Source organism: Arthrobacter sp. MYb214 (assembly GCF_002979865.1).
Classification (GTDB): domain Bacteria; phylum Actinomycetota; class Actinomycetes; order Actinomycetales; family Micrococcaceae; genus Glutamicibacter.
The window spans coordinates 174,491-197,910 of sequence record NZ_PCPZ01000002.1 but is presented as its reverse complement, the minus strand read 5'-3'; the positions used below and the strand labels follow the sequence as shown (position 1 = coordinate 197,910).

The following is a 23,420-nucleotide window of genomic DNA, read 5'->3' as shown; positions in this document are numbered from 1 at the left end:
CCTGATCAATACGGGAGGTTAACCCTCGTCAGGGGTTGGCGGGACGGTCTGCCTGGCTGGTTGCACCGGGTGCCCTTCGCGCTTCGCCGCGCGCCGATGCAGGCGATCCAGCACCCAGCTGACGATCCGGTCGATGACGAATCCGAGCACTACGGCGATGACAATGGAAACTGCAATGCCCAGCAGCTTGTTGTCGTGCATCCAGTTGCCGGCCAGCGCACCGATGCTGACGGAGTAGGCGGCCCAGGTCAGCACGCCGATGGTGTCGAAGAGGGTGAAGCGCTTGTGGCTGAATCCGGTGGCGCCCGCGGTCAGGTTCACGGCCACTCGGCCAATCGGGATGTATCGGGCCGTGAAAATCAGCAGAGCGCCCGAGGTTTCAAGTTTCTTCTCGGCATAGTTCAGCACCCGCTGCGCGCGTTGCCCGCGCATCCACTTGAAGCCCCTGGATCCGATCTTGCGTCCGATGGCGTACGTGATCTGGTCGCCGAGCAAGGCACCGCCGGCACCGAGCAAGCCAATCAAGACAAGGTTGGGAACACCGGTGTGGACGCCGACCGCGGCCAGCGAAACCAAAAAGGATTCACTCGGGACGAGGGGGAAAATCGCATCGATCATGCAGAACAGAAACAATAACGGCAGGATCCACCATGCGCTGGCGGCCTGCGTGATTGCCTCATTGACTAATTCCATGCGTGCCTACATCTACTTTCCCAAGGCGCTCCATGCGCTGAATGTCTCTCCATTTTCGCTCGAGAACTCACCTGCGCGCATCCTGCTTACGTTGCGTTGTGGACAATTCCCATCTGCTACCCAGGTAGGAGTTAACTGACTAACGTTTGACTACGCCGTTATTGTTCCCGGGAACTTTCTGGGAACTTCCACTGCGGCAGCTGGCCTGGGAACCACCAGGATGCCAGGCCATTGCTACCGCAACTTCGAAGACGAACGGACCTGCAGAGCCCTCCGGAAAAGAAAAGCCCAGCTGCTGCAGGCAGCGAGGCCGGGGAAGAGCACTCGCAGGGCGACCAGGCTCCCGATGTTTCTGGAGCGGGGCACTGATTGCCAGCGGATCGGTCGCCGGCAAGCGAAAGAGCCGGGAAACACGGCAACGTGTTTCCCGGCTCCTTGAGCGCCCATCCGGATTCGGCTACTTGGCAGCGATGCGGTCCAGGATCAGGCGGGTGTCCGGACGGTCATCGGCCGAACCGATCATGATGGCGCGCTGGACCAGTTCGATGGCACGCTCCATCTTGGCCGGGGTGTCGGTCAGCAAGGTGGCAATCGGCTCGCCACGGCGAACCAAGGCACCTGGCTTCACGTGCATGCGCACGCCGGCGCCGGCCTGGACGCTGTCTTCCTTGCGGGCACGTCCTGCGCCCAGGGTCCAGGCGGCCAGGCCGATGTCCATCGCGTCGAGCTTGATCAGCACGCCCTCGGCGGGCGCCACCACGGTGTGCGATTCCTTGGCTACCGGCAGCTTGGCATCCGGGTCGCCGCCCTGGGCCGCGATCATCTTGCGCCAGATGTCCATGGCCTTGCCGTTCTTCAGCGCACCGGCGACATCCACATCCTTGATGCCTGCCCCGGCAAGCATCTCGGTGGCCAGGGCCACGGTCAGCTCCACGACGTCCTCTGGTCCGCCGCCGGCCAGGACCTCAACGGATTCCTCGACCTCGATGGCGTTGCCGGCGGTCAGGCCCAGCGGGGTTTCCATGTTGGTCAGCAGCGCCACGGTGTTCACCGACGCATCGGTGCCCAGGTTCACCATCGTCTCGGCCAGTTCGCGGGCCATGGCCTCGTCCTTCATGAACGCGCCGGAGCCGACCTTCACATCCAGCACCAGGGTGCCGGTGCCTTCGGCGATCTTCTTGCTCATGATCGAGGACGCGATCAGCGGGATGGCTTCCACGGTGGCGGTGACATCGCGCAGGGCGTAGAGCTTCTTGTCCGCCGGAGCCAGTCCGGTGCCGGCGGCGCAGATGACCGCGCCGACGTTGGACAGCTGGGAGAACAGCGCTTCGTTGGACAGGTCCGCCTTCCAGCCGGGAATGGCTTCGAGCTTGTCCAGGGTGCCGCCGGTGTGGCCCAGCCCGCGGCCCGAGAGCTGCGGGACGGCCACGCCGAAGCTGGCGACCAGCGGAGCCAGCGGCAAGGTGATCTTGTCCCCCACGCCGCCGGTGGAGTGCTTGTCGGTGGTGGCCAGCTTCTTGCCCGACGGGTCGGTGAGGGCAGAGAAGTCCATGCGTTCCCCGGAGTTGATCATCGCGGTGGTCCAGCGCGAGATCTCGTTGCGGTTCATGCCCTGGAAGTAGATGGCCATATTCAGCGCGGACATTTGCTCTTCGGCGATGGCCCCGCGGGTGTAGGCATCGATGGTCCAGTCGATCATCTCGTTGCTCAGTTCGCCGCCATCGCGCTTGGCGCGGATGACTTCGACGGCACTGAATTGCTCGGTAGCCATATCAGGCACCTTCCATTCTGCTGTTGGCCGGTGTGCTCCGGCGCTAGAAGTTGAGATTCTGCGGCCCGAACGCGTCAGGCAAGAGGTCGTCGATTCCCACGATGCCGCGGGCTGTCTTGATCAGCAGCTGCGCCCCGCGGTGCTCGAAAAGCAGCTGGCGGCACCGGCCGCACGGGGTGATCAGTTCGAGCTCGCCCTCGCGCAGCTGGCCGAAGCACAGGAAGTATTCCATGGTGCCCCCGCCGGTGGCGAAGAGCTGGCCCACCATGGCGCATTCAGCGCACAGGGTGACCCCGTAGGCGGCGTTCTCGATGTTGCACCCGGAAATCAGGCGGCCGTCGCTGGTCAGTGCCGCGGCACCCACCCGGAACTCGGAGTAGGGCGCGTAGGCCTGGGACAGCGCGGCCGCAGCCGTAGCTTCGAGCTGCGGCCACGGCGCGTTGTTGCTATTCATGGGAAATCGCTATTCCTTCACGTAGGGTTCGCCCGCAGCTGCCGGTCCGCGCGAACGCCCCACCAATCCGGCCACCGCGAAGATGGTCACCAGGTAAGGCATCATGGCCATGAACTGGCTTGGTACCGGGGTGCCGATGATCGTCAGGATCACCTGCAAGTTATCGGCGAAGCCGAAGAGCAGGGCGGCCAGGAAAGCGCCGATCGGGTTCCACCGGCCGAAGATGACTGCGGCCAGCGCGATGAAGCCGCGGCCGCCGGAGATTTCCTTGGTGAAGGAGTCGATGGCCACCAGGGTGAAGAAGGAACCGCCGATGCCGGCCACGATGCCGCCGAGGGTGACATTCCAGAAGCGGATCGCGTTGACCTTGATGCCCAGGGTATCGGCTGCCTTCGGATGCTCGCCCACGGCGCGCACGCGCAGGCCCCACTTGGTCTTGAACAGGCCGAACCAGACCAGGAAGACGGCCAGGTACATCAGGTAGCCGATCACCGACTGCTTGAACAGGATCGGGCCAATGACCGGGATCGAGGAGAGCAGCGGGATTTCAATGACCGGCAGGTGCGCTGGCGAGTTGAAGCGCTCCGGGTCCTCCTGCATCACGGTGGTGAACAGGAAGCCGGTGATGCCCGAAACCAGCACGTTCAGGACCACGCCGACGATGATCTGGTTGACCACGTACTTGATGGAGAAGACCGCCAGGACCAGCGAGACCATGGCGCCGGCCAGGCCGGCGGCAACCAGGCCCGCGAAGGCGCTCTGGGTCAGCGAGGCGACCAGTGCCGCGGTGAAAGCACCGCCCAGCAGCTGGCCCTCGATGGCGATGTTGACCACGCCGGCACGCTCGCACAGCACGCCCGAAAGCGAACCGAAGACCAGCGGCACGGCCAGCACCACGCCACCGGCCAGCAGGCTGGCCAGCGAAATGCTGTTGATGTTGGCGCCGGAAACCACCCAGATCAGGAAGCCCAGCACGAACAGGACCGCCGCGATGGCGACCATCCAGGTGGCCAGGATCCTGCCCTGCTTGCGCTGCATCCACGCGTAGGCGGCAATGGCCAGCAGCAGCACGCCGAACACGATGTTGGTGATGCGGCCCGGGAAGACCAGTTCGGGCAGCTCGAAGGCGTCGCCGGCGCTGTTCAGCGTAAAGTGGGCGGCTTGGTCGTTGCCCAGCAGGCCGAAGCTGAAGAAGACGATCACTGCGATCACCGAGAGGATGATCGGGGTCTTCTTGCTCGGCAGGACGTTGATTGCCGGCTGCAAGGTGGAAGAGGTCACTTGGCACCTGCCTTAGTAGGTTCGAGCTTGGAGCTGCGCTTCTTCTTGCGGTTCATGCCGAAGATGGCCTTGACCAGCGGCGGGGCGGCGATGAACAGCACGATCAGCGACTGCACCACCGAAACGATGTCGATCGGGGTGCCGGTGGTGATCTGCATGTTCACCGCACCGGCCTGGAACGCGCCGAAGAGCAGGCCGGCGAAGAAGGTGCCCCACGGGGTGGAGCGGCCCAGCAACGCCACGGTGATCGCGTCGAAGCCCAGCGAGCCGGCGATGCCGCCGGTGAGCACCTTTTCGGTGCCTGCCACCTGTGCCACGCCTGCGGCACCGGCCAAGGCGCCAGCCAGCGCCATCGCAATGATGGTGGTGCGGGCCACGTTGATGCCGGCGGTCTGCGCGGCTTCCGGGTTGTGGCCCACGGCGCGGAATTCGAAGCCCACGGTGGAGCGCTTGAACATCCAGGACACGGCCAGCACCAGCAGCACCGCCATCACGAAGCCCAGGTGCAAACGCGAACCGGGGATCGCCGGGAAGATGGCCGAGCTGTCCAGGATCGGCGAGATCGGGTTGGTCTCGCCGGGACGGCGGAACCCCTGGGTGTTCATCAGGAAGTCGATCAGGTACACGGCCACGTAGTTGAACATGATCGTGAGGATCACTTCGTGGGCGCCGGTCTTGGCCTTGAGCAGGCCGACCAGGCCGCCCCAGATCGCGCCGCCGAGCAGGCCGAAGACGATCACCAGCAGCAGGTGCAGGCCGATGGGCAGGTGCCAGGCGAAGCCGATGTAGGCGGCCAGCACCGAGCCGATGATGATCTGGCCCTGGGCACCGATGTTGAACAGGCCGGCGCGGAATGCCACGGCCACGCCCAAGCCGGCGCAGATCAGCGGGGTGGAGACGGTCAGGGTCTCCAGGAACGGCTTGAACCCCTGCGAGGAGTTGTAGATCGAGCCGTTGAACAGCGCCACATAGCTTTCGGTGGCCGCACGCCAGAATTCGCCGAAGAAGGCCGAAGGCTGGGCGAAGAGGTAGCCGGCCGTTTCGCCCACCTTCTCATCGGTGACCGCAATCAGCAGGCCGCCAATGACCAGTGCGACGATGACGCCGAGGACCGAGACCAGGCCTGGTCCCTGGGTGATTTGGCGCAAGAGGTCATTGCCCGGCTTGCCGGAGCCGGGAACCACAGGTGCTTTCTCGCTCACTGCGCTTCTCCTTCCTGGTTGTCATGCTCGCTAGCTGGCTGGGCTTCAACCGGCTCGTTCTCCGCCTTCGCGAATTCGGCCTGGGCCAGGGCTTCTTCCTGCGAAACACCGGCCATCATCAGGCCCAGCACCTCGCGGGAGGTGTCGCCCGGCACGATGCCGTTGATCCTGCCCTTGTAGAGCACGGCGATGCGGTCGGCCAATTCCATGACCTCGTCCAGCTCGGTGGAAACGATCATCACCGGGGTGCCCTTGTCTCGCTCGGCCACGATGCGGCGGTGCAGGAACTCGATGGATCCCACATCCACGCCGCGGGTCGGCTGCGAAGCGATGAACAGCTTCAAATCGCGGCTCAGCTCGCGGGCCATCACGACCTTCTGCTGGTTGCCGCCCGAGAGGCTGGAGGCAGGGTTCAGCGGATTATCGGTACGCACGTCGAAGCCCTGGATCTGCTGCGCGGCGTTCTTCTTGATCGCCTCCAGGTTCATCGAGATGCCCTTGCCGAAGGGCGGGCGGTCGTAGAGGTCCAGCACCAGGTTCTCCTCGATGGAGAACTGGGTGACCAGGCCGTGCACCGACCGGTCTTCGGGAACGAAGCCGAGGCCCGAGCGCAGGATCTGCTTGACCGACTTGCCAACCAGCTCTTGGCCGGCGAGCTTGACCGAGCCGCCCGTCACCGGCTGGGTGCCCAGGATCGCTTCGGTCAGTTCGGTCTGGCCGTTGCCCTGCACGCCGGCGATCGCCAGGATCTCGCCTGCATGGATATCCAAGGTGACCGAGTCCAGCGTGGTGGTGCCCGCCGGGTCGACCACCGTCAGGTCCTTGACCTGCAGTACCGCCTGCCCGGGAGTGGCTGCGGCCTTGTTCAGGTTCAGTTCCACGGCGCGGCCGACCATGAGGTTGGCCAGCTCGGTGGTGGAGGATTCCGGGGAGACCGAATCGATGACCTGGCCGCGGCGGATCACGGTGATCACATCGGACACGGCGCGCACTTCGCGCAGCTTGTGCGAGATGAAGACGATGGAGGTGCCGTTGGCCTTGAGCTGGCGCATGATGTCCAGCAGCTCGTCGGTTTCCTGCGGGGTCAGCACCGCGGTCGGCTCATCGAGGATCAGGATCTTGGCCTCGCGCACCAGGGCCTTGATGATCTCGACACGCTGCTGCACGCCAACGGGCAGGTCTTCGACGACCGCGTCCGGGTCCACGTCGAAGCCGTAGCGGTCGGAGATCTCGCGGATCTTCTTGCGGGTGACCTGCAGGTCAAGCACGCCGCCAGCCTTGGTGGTTTCTGCGCCGAGGGCAATATTCTCTGCCACGGTGAAGACCGGGACCAGCATGAAGTGCTGGTGCACCATGCCGATGCCCGAGGCCATGGCGTCGCCCGGTCCGGAGAACTCGACGGGCTTCCCGTCCAGCAAAATTTGGCCCTCGGTCGGCTGGTACAGCCCGTAGAGCACGTTCATAAGCGTGGACTTTCCAGCACCGTTTTCGCCGAGCAGACAGTGAATCTGGGCGTCATCGACCGTCAGGTCGATATCTTTGTTGGCGTAGAAAGAACCGAAGGCTTTCGAGATTCCTCGTAGTTCGAGTTTCACGATTCCACCATCTTCATTGTTCGTTTGGCGAGGTTCTTGCTTGCAGGTTGTTTTGGCCCTTAGGCAGGCATAAAGCGCGTCACCTGCCCACCGCTGTATTGCGGCGAGCGGTGACGCGCTCCATGGCTGGTTTGCCTAGACCTACTTGGGGCTGGAGGCCGATTCGATCTCCAGCTCACCGGAGATGATCTGCTGCTTCAGGGCATCGATCTCCTTCTTGGTGTCTTCGCCGATTTCCTCATCGAAGTTGTGGAACGGTGCCAGTGCAACGCCCTCGTTCTCCAAGGTGCCCACGTACGGGGTCGAGTCGAACTTGCCCTCGGCGTCGGTGCGGATGACATCTTCGACTGCGGTGTCCATGGTCTTCACGACCGAGGTCAGCATGACGTCCTTGTAGTCGGGAGCGGTCAGGAAGCCGTCGGAGTCGACCCACACGAGCTTGGCTTCCTTGCCGCCGTCGTTGGCCTCGACCACTGCAGCGCCAGCGCCCTTGCCCACTGGGCCGGCGACAGGCATGACAACGTCAGCGCCGGAAGCGATGAAGTTCTTGGTGATCTGCTTGCCCTTATCCTGCTTCTCGAAGTCGCCGGAGAAGGTGCCGTCCTGCTTCTTCTTGTCCCAGCCCAGCAGCTTGACGTCCTTGCCCTTGTCTTCGTTGAACTTCGCCACGCCGTCAGCGAAGCCGTCCATGAAGATGGTGACGGTAGGGATCTTGATCCCGCCGAAGGTGGCAACGGTGCCGGTCTTCGAAGCGGCAGCTGCTGCGTAGCCTGCCAGGTAGGCAGCCTGGGCCGTGTCGTAGATGATCGGCTTGACGTTTTCGATCGGCTTCTCGTACTGGAAGTCGACGATGGCGAAGTTCTTGTCCGGGTTGGCCGCGGCAGCCTCAGCGGTTGCGTCGCCCAGCAGGAAGCCGATGGTGACGGTCAGGTCGCAGCCTGCGTTGACCATGCCGTTGAGGTTGGTCGCGAAGTCGGCGTTCGACTTGGATTCTGCATCCTTGGTCTGGATGCCCAGGTCCTTCTCGGCGTTCTTCAAGCCGCGGAAGGAAGATTCGTTGAAGGACTGGTCGTCGAATCCACCGGAGTCGGACACAATGCAGCCAACGTAGTCCGGGAACTGGCCAGCCGAGCTGGTCTCTTCCGGTGCAGCGCCGCAGGCGCTCAAAGCTAATGCCGAGATGCCGAGCATGGCTGCAGCCATACCGGTCTTGCGCGATACGAAGCGCATCTGTTCCTCCAAAGAATCTTGCGAGATAATGCGGGAGGCAAGACACCTGACCCTCGTGCAAGGCTTCATTGCCTAGGCCTTACTCGAGCACACCAAAAGTCATAGCATTCCCATCGTTTCCATAGCCTATCGGAGATATGTCACAGGTAAAGACGATAAAGATTACAAACAGATAACTTACGGGCCGCAAAACGGCAAGCGCTTAACGCCAACGCCCAAGTCACTGACCGAATTGTTAAAGCGTCAAAGAAATGTTAAAAACTTTCGGGTTTGATGTGGCCAACGCCCTATTTGGCGTTCGCCTCGCGCACAGCCTGCATGGCGGCGGCCGCCATGATGCGAACCCCCACGCCAATGCACGATTCGTCCGGGATATAGTCCCCGCGGTGCAGGTCATAGGTTTTGCCGCCCGGGGTGCGGGTTCCCAGCCGCAGCATCGCACCGGAAACCTTCTGCGTCATCCACGCGAAGTCCTCCCCGCCCATGGACTGCGGAGTCAGCTCGATGGCCTCGGCTCCGAACTCGCGGCGCGCGGCGTCCTCGATCAATGCGGTCTCCGCCGGAGCGTTGACCACAGGAGGCACTCCACGGGTGTGCTGCAGCTTGATCTCCACTCCGTAGGGAGCGGCGATCTGTCGCACGGCCTGGTCCAGCAGCTCACCGGCCTCGTACCAGACATCGCCGTCCAGGCAGCGCATGGTGCCGGCCAGGTATCCGGTGGCGGGGATCGCGTTCGGCACGCTGCCGGCATGGATCTGGCCCCAGACCACCGAGACGGCCGAGCGCACATCGACCTTGCGTCCGAGCACGGCCGGGACCTGGGTGGCGATCTGGCTCATCGCGAAAACGATGTCTTCGGTCAGGTGCGGGCGCGAGGTGTGCCCGCCCCGGCCGTTGACCTCGATGCGGATGGTGTCGCTGGCCGAGGTGATCGCACCGATGCGGGTGCCGATATGCCCGGCGTCGATCCGCGGGTCGCAATGCAGCGCGAGCACCCGCGGCACGCCATCGAGCAAGCCCTGCTCGATCACCGACAGCGCCCCGCCAGGAAGCTTCTCCTCGGCGGGCTGGAAGATCACCCGCACGCAGCCATCGAGCTTGCCGGCGGCATGGATCCTGCCCAGGGCCAAGGCCACGCCGATCATCACGGTGGTGTGGATGTCGTGGCCGCAGGCGTGCGCCACGCCCTGGGTCATCGAGGCGAAGTCCAGGTTGGTTTCCTCCACCACCGGCAGCGCGTCGATGTCGGCACGGAAAGCGATGCGGATGGGCCCTTCGCCAATGTCCACGAAGGCGCCGGTTTCGGCCATTTTCTGCGGAGCCAGCCCGGCAGCGCGCAGGGTTTCGAGAATCCGCTCGGTGGTTTGGTGCTCAGCAAAGGACAGCTCCGGGTTGCGATGCAGTTCCCTGCGGAAGCCGATCAGCTGGTCGATCAGCGGCTCGGTGAAGTCGCTGACGGAAGCCGGATTGCCATTTTCATTCACGGTGGACACCTTTTGAAGATACTCGGCACGGTGCAGAAAATGACAGTTTTCCGTAATGTTCGGGCTCATTGCGCAACATCAGGCAAGGGAAACGGGGCGCGCCGACCTATTGCCGGCCAGCTCGCCCCGTTCGCAATCCTGCTGTGCTAGAGCACCTCGGTAGCACCGTCGGCCTTCAAGGCCTCCACGGTCTGCTTGACCTTCTGCGCATGCTCCTTGGTGGTCACCAGCAACGCGTCGGCGGTATCCACCACGACCACATCCTCGATCCCGACCAGGGCCACCACGCGCGGGCGGTCCGAATAGACCACGCCGGTAGCGCTGTCGGCATACACGCGCACCGACTCGCCGCCCAGGTTGATGATGCCCTCCTCGGCACTGGCCTTGTTCAAGCGGCCGATCGCGGCGAAGTCGCCCACGTCGTCCCAGTTGAAAACGCCCGGGATCACCGCGACGTCGCCGGCCGCGGCGGCCGGCTCGGCCACCGCATAGTCAATGGCGATCTTCGGCAGATCGGCCCAGACTTCGCGCATCACGGTTTCGCGCTGATCGGTCTCCCAGGCATCGGCGATCTTCATCAGGCCCGCGTACAGCGCCGGCTCATTGGCTTCCAGGTGCTTGAGCATCAGGCTCACCGGCGCGACGAACATGCCGGCATTCCACAGGAACCCGCCCGAGGCCAGGTACTTGCGGGCGGTGTCCTCATCGGGCTTCTCCACGAACTGCACCACGCCGCGCGCCGACGGCGCATTGGGAACCTGGAGCGGTTCGCCGGTCTGGATGTACCCGAAACCGGTGGAAGGGTGCGTCGGGTGGATGCCGATGGTCACGATCTTGCCGGTCGCCGCGGTATGGATCGCTTCGCTCAGCGCGGCCTGGAACACCTCAACCGGCTCGATGACCTGGTCCGCGGCGAAGGAGCCCATGATGATGCTCGGGTCGCGGCGGTACAGGATCGCGGCGGCCAGGCCGATGGCGGCGGCCGAGTCGCGCGGCTCCGGCTCGAGCACCAGGTCCTCGTCGCACAGCTCGGGCAGCTGGGACACTACGGCTCCGCGGTGCGCACGCCCGGTGACCACCATGATCCGTTCGCCGGCCAGCGGGACCAGGCGGTCATAGGTGGCGCGGATCAGCGTGGATCCGGATCCGGTCAGATCGTGCAAAAACTTCGGAGCGGAAGCCCTGGAGAGGGGCCACAATCGGGTGCCGACGCCGCCGGCGGGGATCACGCCGTGGAATCGGGCTAATAGGTCTGCATTCACGCCTTCCAGACTAATTCATTCGGTGGATAATCCTGTCCATTGAAACCTGTGCAACAGATTAAATACGAAAACATCGCATGAGGTATTACGGGCGGGATTTCGGCCTTTTAGCGCATAATTACCCCTTTTCGGTGAACATGCTCACAGGAACGAGACACGAAATAGATTGGAGCTAGCCAAGTGGTTTAGACTCGCACAAGGAACGCTCGCACAAGTGCGTCAAATCTCATTGTGTGCAATATACACATGCGCCGTTGCGAGCCTTGGAGGTTTAGTTCAGTGTCGAAGACTTCGTCAGGCACCCTATACCGCGGCCATGAAGGCATGTGGTCCTGGGTGGGACACCGAGTCACCGGTGTCGTTATTTTTCTTTATCTGCTGGTGCACGTGCTCGATACGGCCATGGTCCGTGTCGATGCCGGCGCCTACGACGCAATCATTAGCACCTACCAGACCCCGTGGATGGCACTTGGTGAAACCGGTCTGGTTGCAGCAATCCTCTTCCACGCATTCAACGGTCTGCGCTTGATCCTGGTCGACTTCTGGAAGCAGGGTACCAAGTACCAGCGCCAGTTGCTCTGGGGCGTCTTGATCCTCTGGGTCATCGTCTTTGCGGGCTTCGCCATCCGTCACCTGTCGATCGCATTTGGGAGCCACTAAGCCATGAGCGTTTCTATTCCTGCTCCTCGCAGCCAGCGCATTGATCCAAAGTACAAGCGCGGACCAAAGTCCCGCGGAAGCTTCGAAATGCTGGCATGGCTGTTCATGCGCCTCTCCGGCGTCGTGCTGATCGTCCTGATCTTCGGACACCTGATCTCCAACCTGATGGTCGGCGAAGGCATCTCCGGCATCAGCTTCGGCTTCGTGGCCGGCAAGTGGGCCTCGCCGCTGTGGCAGTTCTGGGATCTGGCCATGCTGTGGCTGGCCATGCTGCACGGCACCAACGGCGTGCGCACCATCATCAACGACTACGCAGAGAAGCACGCTACCCGTGCATGGCTCAAGGGCATCCTGTACGTCGCCACGATCTTCATCATCGTGCTTGGTTCCCTGGTGATCTTCACCTTCGATCCATGCGTCGCCGGCAGCCAGCTGCCGCAGTGCTAATTGGAACTCCCCTAGTTCCAGCCAATAGCCACACAGATTTTTAGAAAAGAGAGCATCAAGAATGCAGGTACATAAGTACGACGTTGTTATCGTCGGTGCCGGTGGTGCAGGCATGCGTGCAGCGATCGAATCCGGTCAGCGCGCACGCACCGCAGTGCTAACCAAGCTTTACCCAACCCGCTCGCACACCGGTGCGGCCCAGGGCGGCATGTGCGCAGCACTTGCCAACGTCGAGGAAGACAACTGGGAGTGGCACACGTTCGACACCATCAAGGGTGGCGACTACCTGGTTGACCAGGACGCAGCCGAGGTCATGGCCAAGGAAGCCATCGACGCCGTGCTGGACCTGGAGAAGATGGGCCTCCCATTCAACCGAACCCCAGAGGGCAAGATCGACCAGCGCCGCTTCGGCGGCCACACCCGCGACCACGGCAAAGCCGCCGTGCGACGCGCATGCTACGCAGCTGACCGCACGGGCCACATGATCCTGCAGACCCTGTACCAAAACTGCGTCAAGCACAACGTCGAGTTCTACAACGAGTACTACGTGCTCGACCTGCTGATGGTCGAAGAGGACGCCTACCGCGAGGACGGCACCGCCTACAAGCAGAAGCGCGTTGCCGGCGTCGTCTCCTACGACCTGGCTACCGGCGAACTGCACGTCTTCCAGGCCAAGTCGGTCATCTTCGCTTCGGGCGGCGCCGGCAAGGTCTTCAAGACCACCTCCAACGCGCACACCCTGACCGGTGACGGCATGGGCATCGCCTTCCGCTCGGGCCTGCCGCTGGAGGACATGGAGTTCTTCCAGTTCCACCCAACGGGCCTTGCCGGACTGGGCATCCTGCTCACCGAGGGTGCACGTGGCGAAGGCGCGATCCTGCGCAACTCGGATGGCGAGCGCTTCATGGAACGCTATGCGCCGACCATCAAGGACCTCGCACCACGTGACATCGTGGCCCGCGCGATGGCCAACGAAGTCCGCGAAGGCCGCGGTTGCGGCCCGAACAAGGACTACGTGCTGCTGGATCTGACCCACTTGGAACCAGAGCACATCGAATCCAAGCTGCCGGACATCACCGAGTTCGCCCGCACCTACCTGGGTGTCGAGCCATTCACCGATCCGGTGCCTGTCTACCCCACTGCGCACTACGCAATGGGTGGCGTTCCAACCAACATCAACACCGAAGTGCTGCAGGACAATGACACCGTCATTCCTGGCCTGTTCGCTGCCGGCGAGGTTGCTTGCGTATCGGTCCACGGCTCGAACCGCCTGGGCACCAACTCGCTGCTGGACATCAACGTGTTCGGCAAGCGCGCCGGCGTTGCCGCTGCCGAGTACTCCAAGACCGCCGACTTCGTCGAGTTGCCGGAGAACCCGGAAGCATTCGTCACCGCGCAGATCGACGGCGTGCTGACCGGCAACGGCACCGAGCGCGTCTCGGACCTGCGCTCGATCCTGCAGGAGACCATGGACGCCAACGTCCAGGTATTCCGCGACGAGCGTTCGCTGAAGGAAGCGCGCGACGTGATCGAGGATCTGCGCCTGCGCTACAAGAACATCAGCATCCAGGACAAGGGCAAGCGCTTCAACCTGGATCTGCTCGAAGCCATCGAGCTGGGCTTCCTGCTCGACTTGGCCGAGGTCATCACCGTTGCTGCATTGCACCGCAAGGAATCCCGCGGCGGCCACTACCGCGAGGACTTCCCAGACCGCGACGATGAGAACTTCATGAAGCACTCGATGTCCTACCGTGACGCAGAAGCCGTCACCGAGGACATCAAGGGCATCCGCATGGAGACCAAGCCAGTGGTCTTTACCCGTTACCAGCCAATGGAGCGTAAGTACTAATGAGCACCGAACTGCCAGAACCACCGTCAAAGATCGACCTGAAGCCAGGCGTTGGCGGCGGCGGAGAGATCCCGAGCTTCGACATCACCCTGCGCGTTCGCCGCTACCTGCCAGAGGCTACTGCGGACGCATACTGGGAAGATTTCAAGCTGACCATGTACGGCACCGACCGCGTGCTGGACGCCCTGCACAAGGTCAAGTGGGAGCAGGACGGCTCGCTGTCGTTCCGCCGCTCCTGCGCCCACGGCGTGTGCGGTTCCGATGCCATGCGCATCAACGGCCGCAACCGCCTGGCCTGCAAGACCCTGCTCAAGGACCTGGACACCTCCAAGCCGATCACCGTTGAAGCCATCAAGGGCCTGCCTCTTGAAAAGGACCTCATCGTCGACATGGAACCGTTCTTCCAGTCCTACCGCGAGATCATGCCATTCCTGATCTCCAAGGGCCACGAGCCAACCAAGGAACGCTACCAGTCCGCCGAGGATCGCGAGATCTTCGACGACACCACCAAGTGCATCCTGTGTGCTGCTTGCACCAGCTCCTGCCCGGTGTTCTGGACCGATGGCCAGTACTTCGGCCCGGCCGCGATCGTCAACGCCCACCGCTTCATCTTCGACTCGCGCGATGATGCAGGCGACATGCGCCTGGAGATCCTGAACGACAAGGAAGGCGTGTGGCGCTGCCGCACCACCTTCAACTGCACCGAAGCATGCCCACGCGGCATCCAGGTGACCAAGGCTATCGCCGAGGTCAAGCAGGCAATTCTGGCGCGCACCGTCTAAGGACGCGCCAAGAGGCCCGAACCATTGATGGTTCGGGCCTTTTTGCATCCCTTCAACTCCTCCGCCTCGCGTGGCATGATGGGCAGTACTCGCCCTTTTCCCAATGCACCACAGAACTGAGGAGCAAACATGGCCAGTGAAGAACCCACCTCGACAACCCAAGCAGGAATCCCGGTAGCCAGCGACCGCAACTCGCTGACGGTGGGCGCCAACGGCCCCATCGTGCTGCACGATCATCATCTGGTCGAGACCCTGCAGCATTTCAACCGGATGAATGTTCCCGAGCGCCGCCCGCATGCCAAGGGCTCCGGAGCCTTCGGCGAATTCGAAACCACCGAGGACGTATCCCGGTACACCAAGGCGGCCCTGTTCCAGCCTGGCGTGAAAACCGAAACGCTGATGCGTTTCTCCACCGTTGCCGGCGAGCTCGGCTCTCCCGACACCTGGCGCGATGTGCGCGGCTTCTCGATGAAGTTCTACACTTCCGAGGGCAATTTCGATCTGGTCGGGAACAACACGCCGGTGTTCTTCGTGCGCGACCCGATGAAGTTCCCGCACTTCATCCGCTCCCAGAAGCGGCTGCCCGATTCGGGGCTGCGCGATGGCACCATGCAGTGGGACTTCTGGACGCAGAATCCGGAATCCGCCCACCAGGTCACCTACATCATGGGCCAGCGCGGCCTGCCCAAGACCTGGCGCGAGATGAACGGCTACGGCTCGCACACCTACATGTGGGTCAATGCGGCCGGGGAGAAATTCTGGGTCAAGTACCATTTCCTGAACAAGCAGTCCGAGAAGTTCGAGACCATCCGCGGGGCGCAGGCCGAGGCACTGGCCGGATCCGACGCCGACTTCCACCGTCGCGACCTGTTCGAAGCCATCAGGGCCGGCAATTTCCCCCAGTGGGACCTGTACGTGCAGATCATGGGCTACGAGGAAGCCAAGACCTACCGGTTCAACCCCTTCGACCTGACCAAGGTCTGGTCCAAGAAGGACTATCCGCGCATCAAGGTCGGCACCATGACGCTGAACCGGAACCCGGAGAACTTCTTCGCGCAAATCGAGCAGGCCGCATTCTCCCCCGGGAACATGGTCCCGGGCATGGGGATGAGTCCGGACAAGATGCTGCTGGGACGCAATTTCGCGTACGCGGACGCGCAACGTTATCGCATCGGCACCAACTTCCAGCAGCTGCCGGTGAACAAGCCCAAGTGCCCGGTGAACTCGTATAACTTCGAGGGGAGCATGACCTACGATCACACCGGTGATCGCAGCGTCTACGCGCCGAACTCCTTCGGGGATTCATGGAGCGATGAAACCGGTCCGGCGGAGAACTCCTTCGAGTCCGACGGCGAGCTGGTCCGCGAGGCCTACACGCTGCGCAAGGACGACGGGGACTTCGTCCAGCCCGGCATCCTGGTCCGCGAGGTGATGGACGACGCCCAGCGCGCCGAACTGGTGGACACCGTCACCGGGGCGCTGGATGGCGTCATCGAGCCGGTGCTGTCCAACGCGATCCAATACTGGAAGAACATCGACGCCGATACCGGAGCGAAGATCGAGGCCAACGTCCGCCAGAAGTGACTCGCCAGCCGACACGGAAAACGCCAGCCGCGAGGCTGGCGTTTTCTGCAGGGTGAACTAGGCAAGCGAGGAACCCAGCGGAATCTGCTCGCTGAAGTTCCAATCCCCGCCACGGGTATCGAACAAATGGATACGATCCGCTGCGAAGGACAGGTGCGCCTCGCCCAATGCTGCCTGCGCGGCGTCCAATTGCCGTGCAGGCACGTTCTGGGCGATGGTCAGGTGCGGATGGTAGGCGAAGGCTGATTCGTGCCTCAGCGCGTCGCCCAGCAGCGCGCGGTGCAGCTTCCAGCATTCGTCCGCTCCGGTTTCCAGCGGCAGGAAGACTACTTCGCTGGCCGGCCGGAAGGTCCGGGCCGGACCCAGATGGATGGTGAAGGGCTCCGCCGTGGCGGCTACCCGGCGCACCTGGGCAGCCGCCTTCTCCCAGGAATTCAGGTACGACCCGGACACCAAGGTGATATGCGGGGCAATCGGCGCGGTGGCCTCTCCCCCGTATTCCTGGCGCCACGCGCGCAGAGTCTCGCGGTGCGGCTGCGGCACCGGGATCACCACGCCCAGGGTGTACTCGAAAACCATTGGCTCTTAGACTCCCAGCGGCGGCAGGAAGCCGACCTTCTGGTAGACATCGGCAACGGTCTTCGACGCGACGACGCGCGCCTTGGCCGCACCGGCAAGCAGCAGGCGATCCAGCTCCGCCGGATCATCGAGCAGCTCCAGGGTACGGGTGCGGATGGGAGCCAGCTGCTCCACCACGGCTTCTGCCACAGCCACCTTCAGATGCCCGTACATCTTGCCTTCGAACTCGTTGACCAGTTCTGGCACATGCTTGCCGGTCACGGCAGCCAGGATATCGAGCAGGTTCGAAACGCCCGGCTTCTCGGCCTTGTCGTAGGCCACGACGGACCCGGCGTCGGTCACCGCGGACTTGATGCGCTTGGCGATCAGCTTCGGCTCATCCAGGACGTTGATCAAGCCGGCAGGGGATTCGGCGGACTTGGACATCTTCGAGGTCGGGTTCTGCAGGTCGTAGATGCGTGCGCCCTCCTTGGGGATGAACGCCTCTGGCACGGTGAAGGTCTGCCCGAAACGGTGGTTGAAGCGCTTGGCCAGATCGCGGGCCAGCTCCACATGCTGGCGCTGGTCATCGCCTACCGGGACCCCTTCGGGCTGGTAGAGCAGGATGTCCGCGGCCATCAGAACCGGGTAGGTGAACAGCCCGACGCTGGCGGCATCCGCGCCGCCCTTGGAGGACTTGTCCTTGAACTGGGTCATTCGGCTGGCTTCGCCGAAACCGGTGATGCAGTTCAGCACCCAGGCCAGCTGCGCATGCTCGGGGACCTGCGACTGAACGAACAGGGTGGACTTGTCCAGGTCGATGCCGCCGGCGATGAACTGCGCAGCGGTCTTGCGGGTACGCGCGCGCAGCTCCGCCGGATCCTGCGAGACGGTGATCGCGTGCATGTCCGGGATGAAGAAGAATGCGTCGTGGTCATCCTGGGTCTTGACCCAGTTGACCAGCGCGCCCAGGTAATTGCCCAGGTGCAGCGAATCGCCCGATGGCTGCATTCCGGACAGGACGCGGGGACGGGTTGTTTCCATGGTTTTCCTTAGAACTGGTAGTCGACGACCAGCGGCGCATGGTCGGAGAAGCGCAAATCGTAGGCCGAGGCACGGTCTACGTGGGACTTGATGGCCTTGGCGGCTAGCGCCGGAGTGGCCATGTGGTAGTCGATGCGCCAACCGGCGTCGTTGTCGAAAGCCTGTCCGCGGAAGGACCACCAGGTGTACGGTCCCTGCACGTCGCCGGCCAGCTCGCGCGCCACATCCTTGTAGCCGATCTCACCGAAGAACCCGTCGAAGTAGGCGATCTCCTCGTCCATCACGCCGGCGCGCTTGTTGTGATTCGGCTTCCAGTTCTTGATGTCCTTTTCGGTGTGCACGACGTTCAAGTCGCCTACCACCAGGACGTGGTCCTTCTCGGTCTTCAATTCCACCAGGCGCACGTTCATGCGCTGCAGGAAACGGTACTTGTCTTCCTGCTTCTGGGTGCCCAGCTCGCCGGAATGGACGTAGGCCGAGACGACGGTGAAGCTCTCGCCGTTGATATCGAAGTCCGCCTCGACCCAGCGTCCGGATTCTGCGAAGTAGTCCTCGCCGATGTGCTCGCGCACGGCTACCGGCTCGGTACGCGAGAGGACGGCGACACCTGCGCGGCCCTTGTCCTTGGCCTCGGCATGCAGGATATGCCAACCCTCGCCAATCAGGTCGCGCAGGATCTTGTCCGGTGCGCGTACTTCCTGCAGGCACAGGATGTCCACGTCACGGGCGGCGATCCAGTCCGCCATATTGCGCTTGTAGGCCGCGCGGATGCCGTTGACGTTGACCGACGCGACGCGCAGCGCGCCGGCTTCCTTGTTGAGAATTTCCACACTGGTAGGTATCACTGTTCCAGCTTACAAAATTATGCGATCGATTACGCGCTGATCTGGCCTGCGCCGGAACACGGGCAACGAAAAAGGGCAACGCTTGCGCGTTGCCCTGGACAATTAGTCGATGATTTCGCCATCCATCGGCTTGGCCGGTTTGATCATGTCCCGCGCATTCGTCGCGGTCATCTGGATCGTCTCCAGTGCCCGGTCGATCATGCCCTCGTGATCCTCGCCCCGGCTCTGGCGCTGTTCGGCGATCACGCGTGCCTGGACCTGGACGATCTTGAACGAGTGATCCAGCTTCATGTCGCGCTGGCTGGTGGCTTCGTCAACCACCACGGTGCCGGGCTGGGCGCGCGGGGTGGCCGCCGCGGTGGCTTCGCGCAGCGAGTTGTTGATCTTCTCGGCGCCCCGCTTGAGGCCGAACATCATGAATGCGGCCAGCAGCAGCCAACCGGCGGAGATGACGACTACAAACCAGCCGACGATCTGGTTGGAGTTGGCAGCGAATACCACTGCCACCAGAAGGACGATGACCATGACGGACATTGCCAAAGTTGATGCGTTCAGGGTGACTTTCCTGCCCTGCTTCGCGCTGCTGCCTAGAGGTTCCATGCCGTCAATTCTCGCATCATTACCCCGCTTCAAGCCAATTGGAACCGTGCCCTTTCGCCCACAGCGTGGCTAGCCGAACAGGCTGTGCAGGTCCTGCCCGGAAAGGCTCGCGCGAATCAGCAGGTATCCGCCGATGCCCACCACCCAGCCAAGGGTTTCCTGGGCGTATGCCGAGGCCTTGGCCCCCATTTTCTGCAGCCAGGCCTCGATGCGCGGGCCGGCGAGCGCAAGCGCGCCAACCAGCACCAATGCCGGGACGATCATCACCAGGCAGTAGCCGATCAGCGCGAGCAGCTGCAGGCCGGTGCCCCAGCCGGCGCCCTGCATGACGCCAACGGCTGCGAGGTAGGGAAGCATCGTGGGAAGTTCCAGCAGGCCGGCGAACAGGGCCAGGGCAATCAACCCGGTGCGGGTATCCAGCGCAGTGCCCAAGCGGCTGCGCAGGCGCAGCGGCACCTGGCCGGCGGGGTCCGCCGGTTCCGGCGCTGCCGGTGCCGCGCCGCTATGCGCGATGGCTTTCTTCCGTGCGCTGGCTTCCTTCTGCGCATCGGTGCGGTAGGTGAGCGCCCAGATGATCATCAGCGCCCCGGCGGCCATTCCTGCCAGCCGGAAGAACCGGTGCTCGAAGATGGCCGGGTCGATGAGCAGCAACCCGCTGCGCAGCAGCACGCCGATGACCCAGTAGAAGCCGGCGATCACCAGCAGGTAGGCCAGGACCTTGGCAATGGCCGCGCGGCGTCCCCGCAGCAGCAGCCACAGCGGAATGACCAGGGTGCCGATGCTGGTCGAATCGATCAGCGCCAGGATGAGAAGGGATAGTTCGGGATTGCTTGTCATGATGTCCATGGGTTCCACTGTTCCGCGGCCTGCCGGATCGCGGTATCGGCCAGTGGGCTGCGCCTTCTCCTCCTTAAGGGGGATACCGGCGGGCAGCCAGTTCGGGGATGCTGGAAGCATGGACTTCATTCGGCGGATGGGCAGCGGCGACAAGGAACCCGTGGTCGTCGGCACCTATCTGGTGCTCACCGCCATCTTGCATCTTTCGGGACTGGCCAACCCCCCATGGTTCGCGATCCGCGGGTACGAATGGATCGTCCTGCTGCTCATCGGCCTGGCCGCCGTGCTGGTCCGTCGGCGTTTTCTCGTAGCCAGCTCCCTGGCCATGCTGTTCGCCGGCGCCGGCTTGCTGGCCGTGGGAAGCCTGGGCGGGTACTTCCTGGTCTTCGAATGCGTCTTCGGGTTGTTCCTGCTCGGTTCGGTGCGCACGCGGACGGTGGCGCTGGCGCTGCTGTGCCTGGCGGCCATCTCGCTGGCCATCGCCACATGGCTGGTCACCGGGAATCCGCAGGAGGTGGTGCTGGCCCTGCTCATGGCCGGCTTCATCCTCTTCACCCCGATGCTCTGGGCGGAGAATGTGCGCACCGCCAAGGAGCTGGCCAAGGCCGAAGCCCAGCGGGCAGAGGCTGTGCAGTCGGCGGCCGATGCCCGCGAGGACCAGCTGGTCGCCGAGCACGACTTTTCCCGCGTCCAGGAGCGCACTGCGCTGGCCCGCGAGATGCATGACGTGCTCTCGGCCAGGTTCTCGTCAATCGCGCTGCTCTCCGGCGCCCTGCTTCCGGCCGCACCCCAGGAGGTGCGGGCTCCGTTGCAGAGCATCCGCGATGAGTCGGTGTCCGGCTTGGAGGACATGGCCGCGATGGTGCGGATGCTGCATGCCGGGGGCCCTGCGCTGCAGGCGCGGATCGAGGATCTGCCGGAGCTGGTGGCCGGATTCGGCAGCCCGGTGCGCTGGGAGTACCGGGTCGCGCATCCGCAGCGCTTCAGCCCTGCGGTGCATACCGCCGCGCACCGCACGGTCTGCGAGCTGCTAGTCAACCACGCCAAGCATGCGCCGGGCACTACCCTGGAACTGAGCGTGATCCAGGAGAGGGGCCTGGCGATCACGGCGAGCAATGGCCTGCGGCCCAACGCCAGCCGCGGCCCGGGGGCGGGCACCGGGCTGGAGAATATCCGCACCCGCGTCGCCGCGCTCGATGGGCGGTTCGGGATACGCACCGGCCCGGATTTCGAGGTGCGCGTGGAATTCCCCGGACCAATTGAAGCAATGGAGAAGCCGTGAAAGTCCTGATCGTCGATGACCATGCGACCGTGCGCATGGGGATCCGGCTGGTGCTGCAGGCCGCGGAAGACCTGGAAGTCGTGGGCGAAGCGGCCGACGGGCGATCGGCCATTTCCATGGCCCGTGCCCTGTCCCCCGACGTCATCCTGATGGACCTGCGCATGCCGGTGCTCGATGGCATCGAGGCCACCAAGGCGCTGCACGGCAGCAGCCGCGTCGTGGTGCTCACGACCTTCGATGACGACCAGTACCTTTTTGGCGCACTGCAGGCCGGGGCGCACGGGTTCCTGCTCAAGAGCGCCGAACCGCAGGCGATCATCATGGGCGTGCGGGCCGCGGCCCGCGGCGAATCCGTGCTGGATCCGCAGGTGACCTCGCGGATCCTGGCCCGGGCGCTGGCGCCGGAACCCGGCACCGCGAAGCTGCCCGATGGCTTGACCGGCAGGGAACGCGAGGTGCTCGACGGGTTGGCCGAAGGGCTGAGCAACCCGCAATTGGCGCAGCGGCTGGGCATCGGGCAGAGCACCGTGAAGACGCATGTCTCCCAGGTGCTGGCCAAGCTCGGGGTCTCGACCCGGCTGCAGGCGGCGAAGATCGCCTACGCGGCTACCAGCTCACCAGGCAGAACGGGTGGTCCTGCGGGTCCAAATAGACCCTGAAGGTCTTGGACCCTTCGCCGGTCGAGCGCGCACCGAGGTGCAGCACCTGTTCTTCGGCCAGGTCCAGGTCGGCGACTTTCACGTCGATATGCGCCTGCTGCGGGTGCACATGCCCAGGCCACTGCGGGGCCACATACGGGCTGACCGCCTGGAAGGCGAGCGCAGGATGGTCCGGCGCATCGCCAATGGAAACCCAGTCGGGCTCGTTGTCGATGCGCACCATTCCGAGGAGCTGTTCATAGAATCCGGCCAGTGCGTCGGGGTCCTCGCAGTCGATGACCATGGCCTGCCACGTGCCAATCATGTGGCCATTATGCGCGCCCCGGGGGGTGCGCGTCTACCAGGACTCAGCCATCGCGCAGGTGCAGTGGTCGATCAGCGCCTGGACGCGGGCCGGGACCTGGACCCCCTTGGGCGTGATCGCCACGACCGCGTTCGGGTAGTTGGGAGCCTTGAGCTCGCGGAAGGCCAGCGGGCGGCCCTCGATGGAGACCTCGGCATTGTTCGGGCGGCGCATGAGCAGCCCGTAGCCCAGGCCGCGGCCCACCATCGCGGAGACCAGGATCATCTGCGGGACCGAGGCGGCGATCCTGGGCTGCAGGCCCTGGGAGGCGAAGAGCTGCTGCTGGTGCTCGGTGCTCGGGTCGGACTCGTAGATGATCAGCGATTCGTCGACCAGGTCGGCCAATTCCAGCGGCCGGGCGAGGTTGGCCAGCCGGTGCTCGGGATGCAGCACGACCTGCATCTCGGTCTGGTAGATCCTCTGCTTGTCCATGTCCGCGGGCAGCTGCAGGTCGTAGACGAAAGCGACATCGATCTCGCCCTCGCGCAGGGCCGGCAGCAAGTCCTCGTGGGTACCTACGCGCACATCGAGCTGCACCTCGGGGTGGTCGAACCCTTCCAGCGTGGCCGGAATCAGGTGCGGAGAGAGCGAAGCGAAGCAGCCGAAGCGCACCGGCCCGCGCAGCGCTCCTTCGGTTTGCGGGAATGTTGCACGCAATTCGCCGACATCGGAAAGGATCTTCCGGGCCATGGCGGCGAAGTGCTGACCCGAAGCGGTGAGCCGGATCCCGTGGGCCTTGCGGCGCAGGCACAACGTCTCCCCGGCATGCTTCTCGATGGCGGTAATTGCCTGCGACAAGGCCGATTCCGAGATTCTCAATTCGCTGGCCGCCGAACCGAGCGTGCTGTGGGCGGGAAGTTCAGCCATGATTTCCAGATGGCGCATCGAATACATAAGCCAGCCTTCAGAAGTTTTGCAGATATTTGAAGTTTACCTTACTTGTGCTTGGTGCCACACT

Annotated in this window: 23 protein-coding genes; 7 read left to right on the top strand and 16 right to left on the bottom strand. The window is 63.7% G+C overall.

The window, feature by feature from the left end:
- Window positions 1–18: 18 nt before the first annotated feature.
- From CQ012_RS06665 to CQ012_RS06625, 9 genes are all read right to left on the bottom strand, one after another.
- A complete protein-coding gene (locus CQ012_RS06665) occupies window positions 19–693 on the bottom strand; it encodes a DedA family protein (RefSeq protein WP_105657434.1) in 675 nt (224 codons plus the stop codon).
- Window positions 694–1,150: 457 nt separating this feature from the next.
- Window positions 1,151–2,464: a thymidine phosphorylase gene (locus tag CQ012_RS06660; RefSeq protein ID WP_105661699.1), complete on the bottom strand. Its 1,314-nt coding sequence runs from the start codon at window positions 2,462–2,464 to the stop codon at window positions 1,151–1,153.
- A 43-nt stretch (window positions 2,465–2,507) separates the two neighbouring features.
- Window positions 2,508–2,918 carry a cytidine deaminase gene (locus CQ012_RS06655; protein ID WP_105661698.1) on the bottom strand — a complete coding sequence of 137 codons (411 nt, stop codon included), beginning with the start codon at window positions 2,916–2,918 and terminating at the stop codon, window positions 2,508–2,510.
- Between the two features lie 9 nt (window positions 2,919–2,927).
- Window positions 2,928–4,199 (bottom strand): ABC transporter permease, encoded by a 1,272-nt coding sequence (locus CQ012_RS06650; protein WP_105657431.1) that lies wholly within the window; start codon window positions 4,197–4,199, stop codon window positions 2,928–2,930.
- Complete coding sequence (locus CQ012_RS06645; RefSeq protein WP_105661697.1) at window positions 4,196–5,401, bottom strand: ABC transporter permease; 1,206 nt, start codon at window positions 5,399–5,401, stop codon at window positions 4,196–4,198. Before CQ012_RS06645 ends, CQ012_RS06650 begins: the two co-directional genes overlap by 4 nt.
- On the bottom strand, window positions 5,398–6,996 hold the full coding sequence (locus tag CQ012_RS06640) for an ABC transporter ATP-binding protein (RefSeq protein WP_105657429.1): 1,599 nt from the start codon (window positions 6,994–6,996) through the stop codon (window positions 5,398–5,400). Before CQ012_RS06640 ends, CQ012_RS06645 begins: the two co-directional genes overlap by 4 nt.
- A gap of 141 nt (window positions 6,997–7,137) precedes the next feature.
- Window positions 7,138–8,226 (bottom strand): BMP family lipoprotein, encoded by a 1,089-nt coding sequence (locus tag CQ012_RS06635; protein WP_105657428.1) that lies wholly within the window; start codon window positions 8,224–8,226, stop codon window positions 7,138–7,140.
- Window positions 8,227–8,513: 287 nt separating this feature from the next.
- Window positions 8,514–9,710: an amidohydrolase gene (locus CQ012_RS06630; protein WP_105661903.1), complete on the bottom strand. Its 1,197-nt coding sequence runs from the start codon at window positions 9,708–9,710 to the stop codon at window positions 8,514–8,516.
- 146 nt (window positions 9,711–9,856) lie between these two features.
- A complete protein-coding gene (locus tag CQ012_RS06625; protein WP_105661696.1) occupies window positions 9,857–10,972 on the bottom strand; it encodes a mannose-1-phosphate guanylyltransferase in 1,116 nt (371 codons plus the stop codon).
- Between the two features lie 246 nt (window positions 10,973–11,218).
- Here CQ012_RS06625 and sdhC point away from each other — a divergent pair, with 246 nt between their 5' ends.
- From sdhC to CQ012_RS06600, 5 genes are all read left to right on the top strand, one after another.
- Window positions 11,219–11,632, top strand: coding sequence for a succinate dehydrogenase, cytochrome b556 subunit (sdhC, locus tag CQ012_RS06620; protein WP_388025151.1), 414 nt, complete (start codon window positions 11,219–11,221; stop codon window positions 11,630–11,632).
- Window positions 11,633–11,635: 3 nt separating this feature from the next.
- Complete coding sequence (locus CQ012_RS06615) at window positions 11,636–12,079, top strand: succinate dehydrogenase hydrophobic membrane anchor subunit (protein ID WP_105661695.1); 444 nt, start codon at window positions 11,636–11,638, stop codon at window positions 12,077–12,079.
- A 61-nt stretch (window positions 12,080–12,140) separates the two neighbouring features.
- Complete coding sequence (sdhA, locus tag CQ012_RS06610; RefSeq protein WP_105661694.1) at window positions 12,141–13,928, top strand: succinate dehydrogenase flavoprotein subunit; 1,788 nt, start codon at window positions 12,141–12,143, stop codon at window positions 13,926–13,928.
- On the top strand, window positions 13,928–14,710 hold the full coding sequence (locus CQ012_RS06605) for a succinate dehydrogenase iron-sulfur subunit (protein WP_105661693.1): 783 nt from the start codon (window positions 13,928–13,930) through the stop codon (window positions 14,708–14,710). Before sdhA ends, CQ012_RS06605 begins: the two co-directional genes overlap by 1 nt.
- Window positions 14,711–14,839: 129 nt before the next feature.
- Complete coding sequence (locus tag CQ012_RS06600) at window positions 14,840–16,294, top strand: catalase (protein ID WP_105661692.1); 1,455 nt, start codon at window positions 14,840–14,842, stop codon at window positions 16,292–16,294.
- Between the two features lie 57 nt (window positions 16,295–16,351).
- On the opposite strand, the gene CQ012_RS06595 is transcribed toward CQ012_RS06600, so the two are convergent.
- The 5 genes from CQ012_RS06595 to CQ012_RS06575 form a co-directional block, all read right to left on the bottom strand.
- The gene (locus CQ012_RS06595; protein WP_105661691.1) at window positions 16,352–16,873 is read right to left on the bottom strand and encodes a 2'-5' RNA ligase family protein; all 522 of its coding nucleotides are present in this window, start codon (window positions 16,871–16,873) and stop codon (window positions 16,352–16,354) included.
- Between the two features lie 6 nt (window positions 16,874–16,879).
- Window positions 16,880–17,896, bottom strand: coding sequence for a tryptophan--tRNA ligase (gene trpS, locus CQ012_RS06590; protein ID WP_105661690.1), 1,017 nt, complete (start codon window positions 17,894–17,896; stop codon window positions 16,880–16,882).
- A gap of 8 nt (window positions 17,897–17,904) precedes the next feature.
- The gene (locus tag CQ012_RS06585) at window positions 17,905–18,741 is read right to left on the bottom strand and encodes an exodeoxyribonuclease III (protein ID WP_105661689.1); all 837 of its coding nucleotides are present in this window, start codon (window positions 18,739–18,741) and stop codon (window positions 17,905–17,907) included.
- A gap of 102 nt (window positions 18,742–18,843) precedes the next feature.
- A complete protein-coding gene (locus tag CQ012_RS06580) occupies window positions 18,844–19,341 on the bottom strand; it encodes a hypothetical protein (protein ID WP_105661688.1) in 498 nt (165 codons plus the stop codon).
- Between the two features lie 69 nt (window positions 19,342–19,410).
- Window positions 19,411–20,187, bottom strand: coding sequence for a GAP family protein (locus CQ012_RS06575; protein WP_181149030.1), 777 nt, complete (start codon window positions 20,185–20,187; stop codon window positions 19,411–19,413).
- Window positions 20,188–20,296: 109 nt separating this feature from the next.
- Between CQ012_RS06575 and CQ012_RS06570 the strand changes: the two genes are divergently transcribed.
- Together CQ012_RS06570 and CQ012_RS06565 are read left to right on the top strand one after the other, a co-directional pair.
- Window positions 20,297–21,460 carry a sensor histidine kinase gene (locus tag CQ012_RS06570; RefSeq protein ID WP_181149029.1) on the top strand — a complete coding sequence of 388 codons (1,164 nt, stop codon included), beginning with the start codon at window positions 20,297–20,299 and terminating at the stop codon, window positions 21,458–21,460.
- A complete protein-coding gene (locus tag CQ012_RS06565) occupies window positions 21,457–22,119 on the top strand; it encodes a response regulator (protein ID WP_105661686.1) in 663 nt (220 codons plus the stop codon). Before CQ012_RS06570 ends, CQ012_RS06565 begins: the two co-directional genes overlap by 4 nt.
- Here CQ012_RS06565 and CQ012_RS06560 read toward each other — a convergent pair.
- Together CQ012_RS06560 and CQ012_RS06555 are read right to left on the bottom strand one after the other, a co-directional pair.
- The gene (locus tag CQ012_RS06560; RefSeq protein WP_105657413.1) at window positions 22,067–22,423 is read right to left on the bottom strand and encodes a VOC family protein; all 357 of its coding nucleotides are present in this window, start codon (window positions 22,421–22,423) and stop codon (window positions 22,067–22,069) included. The genes CQ012_RS06565 and CQ012_RS06560 overlap by 53 nt on opposite strands.
- A 33-nt stretch (window positions 22,424–22,456) precedes the next feature.
- The gene (locus tag CQ012_RS06555; protein ID WP_105661685.1) at window positions 22,457–23,356 is read right to left on the bottom strand and encodes a LysR family transcriptional regulator; all 900 of its coding nucleotides are present in this window, start codon (window positions 23,354–23,356) and stop codon (window positions 22,457–22,459) included.
- Between the last annotated feature and the right edge of the window lie 64 nt (window positions 23,357–23,420).